Origin of the sequence: Gulosibacter chungangensis (genome assembly GCF_008831155.1) — a bacterium.
Lineage (GTDB): Bacteria > Actinomycetota > Actinomycetes > Actinomycetales > Microbacteriaceae > Gulosibacter > Gulosibacter chungangensis.
The window spans coordinates 125,362-139,585 of the sequence record NZ_WBKB01000006.1 but is presented as its reverse complement, the minus strand read 5'-3'; the positions used below and the strand labels follow the sequence as shown (position 1 = coordinate 139,585).

Annotated in this window: 10 protein-coding genes and 2 pseudogenes; 9 read left to right on the top strand and 3 right to left on the bottom strand. The window is 60.6% G+C overall.

Annotated features, from left to right (window positions below):
* Window positions 1–117 precede the first annotated feature (117 nt).
* The 9 genes and pseudogenes from F8O05_RS10490 to F8O05_RS10445 all read left to right on the top strand — a co-directional run.
* A pseudogene (locus F8O05_RS10490) lies at window positions 118–987 on the top strand (thiamine pyrophosphate-dependent dehydrogenase E1 component subunit alpha); the annotation flags it as partial.
* Window positions 988–1,011: 24 nt separating this feature from the next.
* Window positions 1,012–1,998, top strand: a complete 987-nt coding sequence (locus F8O05_RS10485) for an alpha-ketoacid dehydrogenase subunit beta (protein WP_158052695.1) — start codon at window positions 1,012–1,014, stop codon at window positions 1,996–1,998.
* Window positions 1,999–2,009: 11 nt separating this feature from the next.
* Window positions 2,010–3,299: a dihydrolipoamide acetyltransferase family protein gene (locus F8O05_RS10480; protein WP_158052694.1), complete on the top strand. Its 1,290-nt coding sequence runs from the start codon at window positions 2,010–2,012 to the stop codon at window positions 3,297–3,299.
* A 169-nt stretch (window positions 3,300–3,468) separates the two neighbouring features.
* Window positions 3,469–4,719, top strand: a complete 1,251-nt coding sequence (locus tag F8O05_RS10475) for an ATP-binding protein (protein ID WP_158052693.1) — start codon at window positions 3,469–3,471, stop codon at window positions 4,717–4,719.
* 82 nt (window positions 4,720–4,801) lie between these two features.
* A pseudogene (gene zapE / locus F8O05_RS15250) lies at window positions 4,802–5,911 on the top strand (cell division protein ZapE).
* Between the two features lie 279 nt (window positions 5,912–6,190).
* Window positions 6,191–6,793 carry a nucleoside deaminase gene (locus F8O05_RS10465; RefSeq protein WP_158052692.1) on the top strand — a complete coding sequence of 201 codons (603 nt, stop codon included), beginning with the start codon at window positions 6,191–6,193 and terminating at the stop codon, window positions 6,791–6,793.
* Between the two features lie 763 nt (window positions 6,794–7,556).
* Window positions 7,557–8,204 (top strand): DUF4143 domain-containing protein, encoded by a 648-nt coding sequence (locus F8O05_RS10455; protein ID WP_192497132.1) that lies wholly within the window; start codon window positions 7,557–7,559, stop codon window positions 8,202–8,204.
* Between the two features lie 845 nt (window positions 8,205–9,049).
* Window positions 9,050–9,550: a hypothetical protein gene (locus tag F8O05_RS10450; RefSeq protein ID WP_158052690.1), complete on the top strand. Its 501-nt coding sequence runs from the start codon at window positions 9,050–9,052 to the stop codon at window positions 9,548–9,550.
* A gap of 402 nt (window positions 9,551–9,952) precedes the next feature.
* The gene (locus F8O05_RS10445) at window positions 9,953–10,237 is read left to right on the top strand and encodes a HigA family addiction module antitoxin (RefSeq protein WP_225735853.1); all 285 of its coding nucleotides are present in this window, start codon (window positions 9,953–9,955) and stop codon (window positions 10,235–10,237) included.
* 76 nt (window positions 10,238–10,313) lie between these two features.
* Here the strand turns inward: F8O05_RS10445 and F8O05_RS10440 are convergent, their stop codons facing one another.
* From F8O05_RS10440 to F8O05_RS10430, 3 genes are all read right to left on the bottom strand, one after another.
* Window positions 10,314–10,766 carry a flavodoxin family protein gene (locus F8O05_RS10440; protein ID WP_158052688.1) on the bottom strand — a complete coding sequence of 151 codons (453 nt, stop codon included), beginning with the start codon at window positions 10,764–10,766 and terminating at the stop codon, window positions 10,314–10,316.
* Window positions 10,767–11,009: 243 nt separating this feature from the next.
* Window positions 11,010–13,343, bottom strand: coding sequence for a phosphoribosylformylglycinamidine synthase subunit PurL (purL, locus tag F8O05_RS10435; RefSeq protein ID WP_158052687.1), 2,334 nt, complete (start codon window positions 13,341–13,343; stop codon window positions 11,010–11,012).
* 174 nt (window positions 13,344–13,517) lie between these two features.
* Window positions 13,518–14,144, bottom strand: coding sequence for a hypothetical protein (locus F8O05_RS10430; RefSeq protein ID WP_158052686.1), 627 nt, complete (start codon window positions 14,142–14,144; stop codon window positions 13,518–13,520).
* Window positions 14,145–14,224: the final 80 nt, after the last annotated feature.

The following is a 14,224-nucleotide window of genomic DNA, read 5'->3' as shown; positions in this document are numbered from 1 at the left end:
AATGCTTTCCGGTCGTTTTCCCGTTTGTTTCCCATGTGATTCAACCAACGTGCAGCCACGACGAAGCGACTTGCATCCGGTTGGTGGCTACTCAAGGGCGAACTCTATGGCGCCTTCCACACCTCAACCGGGCAGGAAGCATCCATTGTGGGATCTTGTCTGGCGCTCGAAGACAGCGACTACATGGTCGGCACGCACCGATCGCACGGCCACCCGATCGGCAAGGGCGCGAATATCAAAGGCTTGCTTGCCGAACTCATGGGCCGCAAAGACGGGGTGAACCAGGGCAAGGGAGGCTCGATGCACCTGTCCGACTTCTCGGTCGGGTCACTCGGGGAGACCTCGATTGTGGGTTCGGGGCTACCGGTCGCCACGGGCGCCGCGCTCGGCTCGAAACTGCAGAATGATGGGAAGGTGGCGCTGTGCTTCTTCGGCGACGGCGCATCCAACGAGGGCACCTTTCACGAGTCGCTCAATATCGCCTCGATTTGGGATCTGCCCGCCGTCTACGTCTGCGAAAACAACGGCTATGGCGAGCTGACCGCGTGGCGCAAGGTGGTCGCATCCGACTCGATCGCGGGACGCGCGGTCGCCTACAACATGCCCGGCGAAATCGTCGACGGGCAGGACTTCCTCGCGGTCTACGAAGCGGTGAAGAAAGCGGTCGACCGGGCCAGGGCGGGCGAAGGTCCGTCGCTCGTCGAAACCCGCACCTACCGCTACGAAAACCACGCCGTCGGGCTTCCCACCGAGCACTATCGCGAACAATCCGAAATCGACGACTGGCGCGACAATAAGGATCCGCTGATGCTCTTCCGAGCACGCGCCGAAGAGCTGGGACTCGACCCGAGCATCCTCGTCGACATCGAAGCCGAGATCAAAACCGAGGTCGAAGCCGCGATCGAATTCGCGCGCAACTCGCCCGAACCAGAGGTCGAAGAAGCCTTCACCCACGTATTCACCGAACCCGTCGAGATCCGACGCTAGACGCTCAGCAGAAAGGCGAAACTCATGCGCACACTGTCGTATCTCGACGCGATCGTCGAAGCGCAGCGCGAAGAAATGCAGCGAGACGAAAAGGCGTTCATTATGGGCCTCGACGTCAGCTGGAGTATCCTCGGCACGACCGGCAATAAAAACGGCATGCTGGTGGATGAATTTGGTCACGAGCGGGTGCGAGACGCCCCGCTCTCCGAGAATGGTTACGTCGGTGCCGGGGCGGGTGCCGCGATGGTGGGGATGCGCCCCATCGTCGAAATCGAAATGGCACCATTCCTCTACGTCGCGATGGATCAGCTCACCTCGATCATCGCGAAATCCACCTACCTCTATGGCGGCCAAGCGACGCTGCCGATCACCGTGCGAATGCCGATGATGTACATGGTCTCGAATGCGGCGCAGCACTCCGACCGGCCCTACAACACGATGGCGACCATCCCCGGGTTCAAGATCGTGACGCCTTCCACGCCGAAGGACATGTACGGCCTGCTGAAAACCGCGATCCAAACCAACGACCCGGTGCTGGTCTTCGAAGACTTCACGCAAGGTGGCGTGAAAGAAGAGGTGCCGGATGCGAGCGAGGACTTCTCGATTCCGCTCGGTGAAGCAGATATCAAGCGAGAGGGTACGGATGTCACGGTGGTGAGCATCTCGGGCGGGATCACTGCGTCGATGGCGGCGGCCGAGTCGCTCGCGAAAGAGGGCATCTCGGTTGAGGTACTCGACCCGCGCACGATCTTCCCGCTCGACCTGGATGCGATTCTCGCCTCGGTCGCGAAGACCGGCCACCTCGTGATCGTCGACCCGGCGCACGATGTCTGTTCCATTGCATCCCACATCTCGGCGCTGGTTGCCGAGGACGGATTCTGGGATCTCGAAGCGCCGATCAAGCGCGTGGTGACACCGCACACGCACATCCCGTACAACTCCAAACTGGAGATGTCGCTCTACCCGAACGCGGCGAAGGTCGAACAGGCCGTCCGCGACGTGCTGGCATAGGGGGTCGCAGCATGACTATCGAAGTGAAGCTGCCCCAGTGGGGCATGGCAATGTCCGAAGGGACCGTCTCGACCTGGCTCGTGGCCGAGGGCGATACGGTCGCCGCCGGCCAGGAACTCGTCGAGATTGAAGCAGCAAAGGTGACCGATACGGTTACTGCTCCGGAGGCCGGGATGCTTGGGGCGCCGTTGGTGCCCGAGGGTGAGACGGTGCCGGTGAATACGGTGCTGGTGGAGATTCTTGCGGTGGGGGATGCGGGTGCCGGTGGTGCTGGGCCGACCTCGGTTTCGGTCTCGGCGGATGCTGGGGATGGGTTGCCTTCTGCGGGTTCGGTACCGCGGGATGCGGCAGCCGCACGGGCAGCCTCCGGTCGCGTGACCGGGGTGGTGCCGCTCGCCCGCAAACTCGCGAAAGAAAAGGGCATCGACCTGCGGTCGATTACCGGAACCGGTACCAACGGTCGGATCGTGGTGGCCGACGTCGAAGCGGCGATTGCTGGCGCATCCACACCTGCGCCGGTCGAGGCAGTACAACCGTCGGGCTCCTCGGTTTCGGCAGTCTCCTCAGGTGCGCTATCCAGCGCACCTGTTGGCACTTCCTCGGAACCGCAACCCGTTGCATCCACCGATGGAGCTGGCACGGAGAAGCTCAGCCGAATGCGCAAAGTGATCGGCGAGCGGATGAGCGCTTCGCTGCGCGACACGGCGCAGCTGACGCTTACGACGACCGCGGACGTCACCGATTTCGCGCAGCTGCGGGAGACAATCGGCGGCGGTGCCCGAAAGCCGGGGTACGTGGATGCGGTGATCCGCGCCTGCGCGCTCGCCTTGCGTGCGCATCCGGGCGTGAACGCGCGAATCGAGGGGGATACCCTCGTGCGGGACCCAAACGTCAACATCGGGATGGCTGTGGCGCTCGAAGACGGACTTGTCGTGCCAGTGATCCGCGACGCCGATGAGCTCGGGCTCGCCGAGCTCGGCACTCGCGTGCGCGAACTCGCGGAAAGCGCGCGGTCGGGTGGCTTAGGGCCGGATGCGTATAGCGGCGGAACCTTCACTGTCACGAGCCTCGGCGGGCAGGGGATTGACTCGTTCACGCCGATTCTCAATCCGCCGGAGTCGGCGATCCTCGGCATCGGGCGCTCGCGAGAGGTGCCGGTGCGTTTCGGCTCGGGCTTCGCCTGGCGGCAGGAGATGACCCTCAGCCTGACCATCGACCACCGCGTGATCGATGGCTATCCGGGAGCGCTCTTCCTCGAAGAGGTTGTGCGTCTGCTCGAGCGGCCGCGAGAGTTGCTGTAGGGGAAAGCTCGGACGAAATGGCTGGGGACGGAACCAAAATGTCGCTCCGTCCCCAGCGTCCGGCGGGTGAACTATGCGCGGCTAACGGTAGCGTAGAAGCCCTGCTAAAGGTAGCGTAACAACCCTGCTAACGGTAGCGTATAAGAACTGCTAAAGGTAGCGTAATGGTGTGACTTATCTTCTACGTGCGATCGATTCCGAATTGGATGAGTTTCTACCCCACGCTGCAGCGTTAGCGATTGACGGGCCAAAAGGTGTTGGCAAGACAGAAACGGCCGCTCGGAGGTCAAGCGTTGCTTATTTCTTGGACAACCCTGAGCAGCGAGAACTACTGAGTGCCGACACCACTCTGTCTTCGTTACCTGCGGGGACGGTGTTGATCGACGAATGGCAGCGCCTTCCGCACGTATGGGATGCCGTCAGGCGTCAGGTGGACTGTCATGCGCCGCCGGGCCGGTTCATTCTTACCGGTAGTGCGACGCCGATGAATGCCGGTGGTACGCATAGCGGTGCCGCACGCATCCTTTCATTGAGAATGCGGCCGATGTCGCTCTTTGAGCGGGGAGTGGCGGACCCGACCGTAAGTCTCGGATCACTGCTACAACAGAGTGACTCGAAGATTCATGGCACCTCGACATTTTCAGTTAGCGACTACTTTCATGAAATCGCTGCGAGCGGGTTCCCCGGTATTCGGGGGCTTCCCGAGCGAATGCGTCTTGGTCAACTTGACTCTTATATCCAGCGGGTGATTGACCGCGATCTTCCGGAACTCGGGTATTCAGTTCGTCGACCTGTGACGCTTCGTCGATGGCTTGCTTCGTACGGTGCAGCATCGTCGTCAACAACGAGCTATGCAAAAATATTGGCCGCATCCACTGCCGGTGACGGAGCACAACCCGCTAAAACAACGACTATCGCATACCGAGATCACCTCACTCAGCTTTGGTTACTCGATGAGGTTGAGGGCTGGCAGCCGGTCGGGAATGAACTTGGAAGGCTGGGACAAGCTCCAAAGCATCAGCTTGCAGACCCCGCGTTGGCGTTACGTCTGCTGGGGATCGGTGAGCGACAGCTCATGACCTCGCGCGGCGCAGGAATGGCTGGGCCACTGTTTGAATCACTCGCGACGCTGAGCGTTCGGGCTGCAGCGCAAGCTGCGGGTGCGCGAGTGGGGCATTTGCGAAGCCGTAACGGGGACCGCGAGATCGATCTCATTGTGGAGGGACTGGACGGACAAATTGTTGCGATTGAAGTGAAGCTCGCCGCGGCGATTCGCGACGAGGATGTTCGGCACCTGCTTTGGCTTCGGGAGCAACTTTCCGATCGAGTTGCCGACCTGGTCGTCATCTCATCAGGGACCACGGCGTACCGTCGCGAAGACGGCGTGGCGGTTGTTCCACTTGCATTGCTGGGGATGTAGTTCGGTTCGGCAAGTGAACTAAAGGTGCGTTGATCTACAATCCCCAGACGTGAGCGATAAGCGATAGCCGCGCGGCGGCGACATGATGGCTGATGCGAGTGGTGAAACCCTCTCGGAGGGCGATCAGAGGTCCGCAGCTGGAGCCATTGACAGCACCATTGTTAGCTCGGTCACGGCTTCGGTGGATGCGCAGGGTATCGTGCTTGATGCGGGCCAGCAATCGCTGCTTGAGGATGTCTCGGGTTACCTCGAGCGTGGGCTCAGAGCGGAATCCTCCTCGGCCGGTTACTTCGTGCATGGCCCCGCCGGGCGCGGCAAGACCTGGCTCATGAACGAGATTTTTGTCGCCGCGCCGCTTCCGGACTCAGCTAAGCGGCGCGTGCACTTCCACACCTTTTTCCAGGAGTTGCAACGCAGTCTCGCGGGGCGATTGAGCGCGCGGGATGCTATCGAACAGACCGTTGCCGAGCTACAGGACGGCACTCGTCTCTTCTTCTTTGATTAACTTCACGTGCATGACCCGGGTGGGGCGGCGTTACTTAACCGCCTCGTCGGGGCGCTCGTGGAGCGCGGTGTGCCGACGCTGTCCACCTCGAACTATGAGCCCGAGAAACTGCTCGACAACCGCATTTACCATCATGTGGTCGAACCGACCATCAAGCTGATTCGTGACTGTTTCGAGGTGAGGATCATCGATGGCGGCACCGACTATCGACGTGAGGTTGGTGGTGCGGGCGGAGCTGCGGCCACAAAGTTCGCGTCGGGCCGTTGGATTATTGCGGCAAATCTTGAGGAAGCCGCCTCGCGTTTGCCCGACGGACTCGTACTGCCTTCGACCGGGGAATCGACCACCGTGCTCGACGGCCACCGCGCCCTTCGCGCGATGGCTGTACGGGACCGCGAGGTGTGGTTCGACTTCGCGGATCTGCTCGAGGTCACCTCGATTGCCGAAGATTATCTCGACCTTGCCGAGCGCTTTGATGACTGGGTCCTCACCGGTGTACCGCCGCTTGCCCGTGCGAGCCGCCAAGCCCGGCAGCGCCTTGTTTCACTCATCGACGTGCTCGTGCACGCCGACCGCCGACTCATAGTGATCGCCGAAGTCGACCGTGGCGCGTTCGCAGAAGTGCCGCATCCACCCGCCGACCTCTTCCGCGCCGAAAGCCGTCTGGCCATGCTGCGAGCTGGTTAGCTTCTCGATCCTGCCGCCTCGCCTGCGACTTTGTGAAAAGTGCACACCACAGGCGATACGCTGACGACACGCCCACCACGCTCCCGTGGCGTGCACTTTTCTGACATACGTACAAGGAAGGTGACACAACTCGGCCCTCATCGCGCTGGCCTATCACCGCGCTGCAGTGCAGTTCGCCATATCGTGCGACGTCACACTTCTCGACGAGTCTGGACTCCTATCCACATCAATCTTGTGGTGTGCAGGTCCTTCGCGGGTAATGGTCGCAAGCTATGTCTCATGGACTTCCCACCGCTTGCATCGTCCTTCGAGATTTCGCTCCCGGACTGGGTTGCGAAGGAGCTCAGCGACGTGCCGGATACGTTACCTGAGCGACAAGATCGAATTGCGCTGGTGAATCGGCTCGCAGCGCGCAATTGGCGCGAAGGAAGTGGCGGTCCCTTTGCTGCGCTGGTAGTGGATGCAGGAACCGGTCGGATTGTTTCGGTTGGCGTGAATGTCGTGCTCTCTAGCGGTATCTCTTCGGCACACGCGGAGGTGGTAGCTCTGGGGCTTGCGCAGGCACGGCTTGGTCGTTGGAATCTCGGAGCCCAGGGCCGCCCCGAACACGAACTCGTGGTGAACTGGCGCCCCTGTGTGCAGTGTTATGGTGCGGCGATGTGGTCGGGCATCACGACCCTGGCGCTCGCGGGCTCCGGTCCTGAAGTGGAAGAAATCACAACCTTCGACGAGGGGCCGATGGTCGAGGACTGGGCAGGGGCCTTTGAGGCACGCGGCATCCGGGCCCTCGACGGTCTCGCGAAAGCGGATGCACTCGAGGTCTTCCGCGAGTACCGCGCGGCGCTGGGTGCGGGAGAGATTACGGTCTACAACGCGCGGTGATCGTGTGACGTCGAGTGCGGCTAAAGGTAGCGTAAAAGGCCTGCTAATGGGAGCGTAAGTGGCCTGCTAATGGTATGACAAGGCGCAAATCATAACTTGTTGGTCATCTGATTCGGGCGCATGTGAGCTTCTCCTAGGTGTGGATGTACTGCTGACCTACAGGTCAAACATTTCGGAGTAACTAGAGGACACTGCCCGTAGAGCGACCACGAACCTCGGGACCCCGGGTCCAAGGTGACGGCATCAGGATCTTCAAGTTGACGACTGGAATGTGTCTAAACTGACGACTCGATTTGAGCCGTGTCCCTCCAGATCGCGAATCGAGGCGTGAAGGAGACGATCTCACGGTGCCCGAGTACGAGTTGAGAGTGGTCGACGATGAAGTTGAGCGCGCGCTTCGCCGAGCCGGGGCCGTCCGAATTGAAGGCCCTCGAGCGTGTGGCAAAACCGCAACGGCAATGCAGCGAGCCGCGAGCACTGTTTACTTATGCTGAGACCCGGCATCCCTCCAGCCGGCCGAAATAGACCCGGCATTGGTGCTCGAAGGCGCAACGCCAAGGCTCCTTGACGAATGGCAGCTCGTGCCAAACCTCTGGAATGCAGTGCGCGGGCAAGTAGATGAACGTCAAGAATTTGGGCAATTTCTGCTGACGGGGTCCACAGCGCCACTTGCTGATGCAACGCGTCACACCGGTGCCGCGAAATTTGCCTGGGTGCGTATGCGGCCAATGCAATGCACGAAACAGACCACAGCACAGATGATGTGAGCACGAAAGCCTTGCTGGCGGGAGAAGCACCTCGAGCGATGGACCCAGGCTTGGGGTACTGGGAACTGCTAGAACGCATGGTTGTTGGGGGCTGGCCCGGCTTTCGCGGTCTTTCAACAAGCGATGTCAGCGCGAACCTCATGGACTACCTCGCAGCGTTGGAACGAATCTTTGCCGTTGAAGATCAGCCTGCTTGGTCGGCGCACCTTCGATCCGGTGCGACGCTCCGAAAGGAACCAAAACGCCACTTTGCGGATCCGTCGCTCGCGGCCGCCGCACTCGGAGTGGATGTGGATGGCTTGATGGCCGATCCTGCGTACACGGGGCAGCTTTTTGAGTCTTTGGTCGTACAACACCTAAGGGTATTCGCACAGCCTCTTCGGGGTGTCGTGTGTCACGCGCGTAATTCGTACGGGCGAGAAGTGGATGCCGTCGTTCAGCTTCCTGATCGGGCTTGGGCTGGATTTGAGGTTAAGTTGGGGGCTTCACCGGAGACCGTCGAGTTGGCGGCCGAAAGCCTCAAGAGGTTTGCTGAGCAAACCGAAACACCACCGGTTTCCCTGACTGTTGTCACTTCATCGGGTCCTTCCTATCGCAGGCCTGATGGAATCAACGTCGTAGCAATTGGGGCGCTAGCGCCGTAGCCTGCCTCGACCAGCCTGCTGCACTATCTGTTGATCGACGACAGGGTGTTGAGTGGGACCCGCTGCTGAAGCGGTGTCGGACGCGCGGCAGATCACGACCTACAACACGCGGTGATCACCAGCTCGAGCTAGTAGCTCCCGGTAGAAATGGTGACGGAGCTTCCGCCAGAAGAGTTCCGGCCCAAATCAGGAGCGCTGCGCTGGTGGCGGATCTGTCAAACTGAAGCAATGGAGACCGCAGTGCCGCTCGTTGTTGAGGCGATCCATCGGGCCTGTGTGCGATATGGTGTCTCGCAAATTCGAGCTTTTGGGTCGATACTTATGGTGGAATTCGATCTCGACAAGAGCGACATTGATTGCTTAGTGTCATTCCAACACAGCAGGGAAAACCTGTTAGTGACTTCTTTAATTTGAAACGTGAACTTGAGCAGAACGTAGGTCGCGACGCCGGTCTCATGATGGACCGATCCGTGGAAAACCTTTTTCAATATGTCGATCTTTGAGACTGCCCAGGATCTGTATGCGGCCTAGTCGAATAATCCTGCTAAGCATCAAAATCACGTACGTCACCACGTTCCGCGACAGCGTGAGGATTGCGACCTGGGCCGGGGGCTTTGAGCAGAGACGCATTCGTATGCTGGTTGGTCTTCTCAAAAATTGAGGCTCTTGAATTTTCCCGGGAGACGCTAGGTGCTCGGGGAGAATGCGGTCTGGAGCACGCAGTGAAGGCGGCTTCTCAAGCTGCGACACTAACTGTGAACTTGATAGCATAAATTCTCGCTGTATCGGAAATTCATTGAATGATGTATTGGCCGTAAGAAACAGATTAAGAGGGAAGTTTCGTCGTGAGACATGTGTCGCTTGTAGCCGTACTAGGTCTGCTCTTAGTTTTGCTGGGATGCGCATCCGACGGTGGTAGAGACGTCGCGAATGAACCTGCTTCAGAACCCAACGTTGAAGCTGCCGCAGTTGATGAGGAATCAATGCTAGAACCGAAATCAGATCTGCCCCCTGTGTCACTCGCAACGACCTGCCAACTGTTGTTTGGGTCAGACATCAGTGACGGGCCAATTGCTGATGCGGTTGAACTTATGGCGGAGTTGTCAGAAGCAGATTTTGATCACACCGTTGTTTCAATCAAGGAACTTGACGAGGTTGTGGATGCGTTGACCACCGCTTATCAAAACGCTAATGAAGGAATTGCTCCCTACATAGCTGCGGTTATTGATCCGCTCGAAACAATGTTAGAGCTGAAGCGGGGCGGTGGAACTGCCGATTTGAAGATGTCAAATTTTAAGGTGTCTGTAACTGAAATTATTAGTCAATGTGAGCCCTACTTGTACTAGGCAGATAGCTGATGGTCGCACACGGTGTCGAGTTGGTCGACCGCTTCTCTCAACCATGGCGTAGAACGTGCTGCGTCAATCCTAACTCCGAAACAGCGGTCCAGGTCAGGACCACGACAATAGATGCGGTAGCTCCTGGCTTGGGTCATTTGCTTAGTGCCCCAGCGGCCACTATTGTCTGCCGAAGACTGGCATAGCGAAATTTCAGCGATTCGCCGGGAGCTACTTCGATCGTGCTGTTCTCTCCGATCGCTAGGGTTTCCCTGGGTAGCAGCCTGGTTGCTTGTAGTTGGTATCACCCATCGATGTTCTCGCTGGCCTGGATACATGATTAACCCCTCTCGGCACAGAGGCTGACGTCTTGAACTACGAGGATTACCACTGATGGACACACTGAAGCCGATGCATTATCCCCCACACCCCGGCGAATTCATCGTCGAAGTGTATTTGGAGCCCTTCGAGGTGAGCGGGCGTGAGCTAGCGGCTCAACTCGATGTCTCGCCATCAACGCTCAGTCGAGTGCTGCGCGGCACGAGCCGTGTCACACCCGAGATGGCGCTGCGCCTATCGAAGGCGCTTGGTCGGAGTGCCGAGAGTTGGCTCGCAATGCAGGATGCATATGACCTTTGGATTGCCCGTGATCAGGTTGATCTCAGCAGGGTGAGCGAACTCAAACTCGCGTCTTAGACAAACTGGGCTGTCGGCACGTGGCACTGATCTTGAAAGATTGATTGTTCCGCAAAATTTCGCCCGGGCGCCCCGATCATCCGCTGACCGTCGCCGCAACCGTAGCCCCAAGTTCGTCCGCCCGCTCCAAGTGCTGCGCGTCGGCCTCCCCGGTGAACACCAGCGGTTCCGCACACAGCGTCCACCCGTAACCAGTCGTGATCGACTTCAGCGCGGTTTCGGCGCCGGAGGTGTCGTAGCTGCCGTGGATCCAGTATGAGAACGGCCGCTTTGCCGTGATCTCGTGTGTGGCGTTGAACGTGGTGTCGAAGAAATGCTTCAGCGCACCAGAGATGTAGCCGAAATTGGCAGTGGTGCCGAGCAAGTATCCGTCGGCGGCAAGCACATCCTCAACGGTTGCGTCCAGAGCCGCACGCTCGACAACTTCGACGCCCTCAATCTCGTCGTTGTGTGCGCCCGCAAGAACTGCATCCGCAATTCGGCGCACGGATGCGGTGGGCGAGTGGTGGACGATCAGCAGCCTTGCCATGCCGCACACCCTAATCTGCTCGGCTGGCCGTGTCAGAAAAGTGCACGCTACGCGAGACACACCGACGACTCGCCGGTAGAAACTTCGTGGCGTGCACTTTTCCGAGGGGCACCCGTGGCGCAGAAGAGCTCCCGGCCCTTCGATATGCGCCCTGCGGGCGCTACTCAGGGATCGGGAGCTCTGGTGCTTCCGGCGGGCCTTTCGATACGCGGCCTTCGGCCGCTACTCAAGGACCGGTGCGAACTACTCGGTGACGCGTTCCCCAAACCGCGAGGGCAGCGTAGCTTCGCGCACGGCGGCGATCTCAGCCACGGGGATGGTGAACTGGCCCTGGACCTCGAGCACGGCATCCGCCCCGACACCGTCGGAGACGCCGATGCGCAGCATCGGGAAGCCGCGGGCCTCGCACATGAAGGCAAACTTCACGTCGTCCTCACGCGGAACCGACACCAGCACGCGACCGGTCGACTCCGAGAACAGCGCCGTGGTCGCATCCACGCCGTCACGCTGCAGCAGCTCATCCAGCACAATGCGCGCGCCGACGCCCCAGCGGGTCACGCACTCGGCAAGGGCCAGTGCGAGGCCACCCTCTGAGAGGTCGTGGGCCGAGTCCAAAAGTCCCTGCTTCGAAGCACCCTGCAGCAGGTCAGCGAGTTCCGCCTCCACACCGAAGTCGACCTGCGGCGGCAGACCGCCGAGGTGACCGTGCACCGCATCCGCCCAGATCGAGCCCGAGAGCTCTTCGCGGGTGACGCCGAGCAGGTAAATGTTGTTGCCCTCTTCCTGCCAGGCGGTGGTCACGCGGCGGTCGACATCGTCGAACTTGCCGAGCACAGCCACGGTCGGAGTCGGGAAGATCGGGTCGTCGCCGGTCTGGTTGTAGAACGAGACGTTACCGCCGGTCACCGGAATTGACAGCTCGAGGCAGGCGTCCGCGAGGCCCTCAACGGCCTCCTTGAACTGCCACATCACCTCGGGGTTCTCGGGCGAACCGAAGTTTAGGCAGTCCGAAACCGCCATCGGCTCGGCACCGGTCGCAGCCACGTTGCGATAGGACTCCGCCAGCGCCAGGCGCGCACCCGTGCGGGGGTCAAGCTGCGCGTAGCGACCATTCGCATCCATCGCGAGGGCAACGCCGAGGCCCGTCTTCTCGTCCACGCGCACCACACCGGCGTTCTCGGGGTACGAGAATGCGGTGTTGCCGAGCACGTAGCGGTCGTACTGGTCGGTGATCCAGGCCGGGTCGGCGGCGTTCGGGTCGCCGAGCAGCTTCAGGAACTGCTCGCGCAGCTCTTCGCCGGTGGATGCCCGGGGCAGGTCCTCAGCCCGGTCCGCCTGGAGTGCGTCGAGGTAGCTCGGGCGGGACACCGGACGGTCGTATTCGGGGGTGTCTTCGGCAACGGTGACCGGGTCGACGTCGACGATGCGCACGCCCTGCCAGTCGATCGTGAGGCGGCCGGAGTCGTTGACCTCGCCGAGGACGCTCGCCTCAACTTCCCACTTCTTGGTGATCTCGAGGAAGGCGTCGAGCTTCTCGGGCGTGACGATCGCCATCATGCGTTCCTGCGATTCTGACATCAGAATCTCTTCGGCGGTGAGGGTCGGGTCACGCAGCAGGACGTTGTCAAGCGAGATGTGCATCCCGCCGTCACCCGCCGCGGCGAGCTCACTCGTCGCGCAGGAGATACCGGCGGCGCCGAGGTCCTGAATACCTTCCACCACGTCGTTGGCGAACAGCTCGAGGCAGCACTCGATGAGCACCTTCTCGGCGAAGGGGTCGCCAACCTGCACCGCGGGGCGCTTGGTCGGGCCGCCCTCGGTGAAGTTCGCCGAGGAAAGTACGGATGCGCCACCGATGCCGTCGCCACCGGTGCGGGCACCGAAGAGGACCACCTTGTTACCCTTACCGCGCGCGTTCGCCAGGTGTAGGTCTTCGTGCTTGAGCACGCCCACCGCGAGGGCGTTCACGAGCGGGTTCCCCTGATAAATCGGGTCGAACCAGGTCTCGCCACCGATGTTCGGCAGGCCCAGGCAGTTGCCGTAGAAGGAAATACCGCCGACGACACCGTGCATCACACGGGCGGTGTCGGGGTGGTCGATCTGACCGAAGCGCAGGCCGTCCATCACGGCAACCGGGCGCGCACCCATCGAGATGATGTCGCGGACGATACCGCCGACGCCGGTCGCAGCGCCCTGGAACGGCTCAATGTAACTGGGGGAGTTGTGCGACTCGACCTTGAAGGTCACCGCCCAGTCATCACCGAGGTCGAGCACACCGGCGTTCTCGCCCATGCCGACCATCAGGTGCTCCTGCATCTTCTCGTTGGTCTTCGAACCAAACTGGCGCAGGTACTTCTTCGAGGACTTATACGAGCAGTGCTCCGCCCACATCACCGAGTACATCGCGAGCTCACCCGAAGTCGGGCGGCGGCCGAGGATCTTCTTGATCTCTTCGTACTCGTTCTGCTTGAGCCCGAGTGACTCATACGGCTGTTCCTGATCGGGGGTGGCCTTCGCGTTTTCGACGGTGTCGGGAACGTGCTGGGTGCTCAACAGACGGCTCCTAGAAGTACTCATGCCCGTAGCTGACGGATGCGGGGGCTGATGTTGCGGGTCGCGGATGCGGTTGGTGGTCGGCTGCGCAAGTCACCTTGCAAGACGCTACGGATTAGTGCGCAGTTTCACCTCCCGATGAGTCTAGTCCTGTGGCGGCCTCAGCGTGCACCTCGCGACCGTGAAGCCAACTGACCGCTAGTCCGTCCCACTAATCCCCGCATACACCGCCTCGCCGGTGGATACCTCGTACAGCAGGCGCACGCCCTCGGTGGTGTTGACCTCGCCGGCGGCGACGCAGTCGCTGCCGGAACAGTCGGCCCGGTCAACATCCATCACAATTGGTATGACCTCAACAAACTGCCCGTTGGGGTTCGCGGAAATCACGTCTGACCAGGCCGGCCAGTGTTCGTGGTCCTCGGTGATCACGTTCAGCTCGAGCCCTTCGCCCTCGTAAACGCGGAACTTATAGAGGTTCTCTTGGTCGGTAATCGCGCTCCAGTTGACCGCCGCAAACTGATCCTGCTCGGGCGAGCCACACCAGTTTTCGCACTCGATCGTGAGGTCGTTTACCGCGAGGGTCACGAGGTCTTCCCACCCGTCTGGCAAGGTCGTCTCGGATGCTGACCCATCAGCATCCCCTTCGCCAGCTTCGGGTGCGGGGTCGGTTGTCTCGGCTGGCATCGACGTGTCGACCGGGTCTGAACCAACCGGGACGGAGCCAACCGGATCGGTTTCTTCCGGTGCGGACCCTCCCGCGCAACCGCTGAGCAGAAGCGACGCCGCACCGAGCAGCGCCACGGTCATATATCGGATCTTGGACATGGTGAAATCACCCGCTTCGTTCCTCCACCGGCAGCTTCGCCAATGGACTGTCCATTTTCCGCTCCCCAATCGAATGGGTC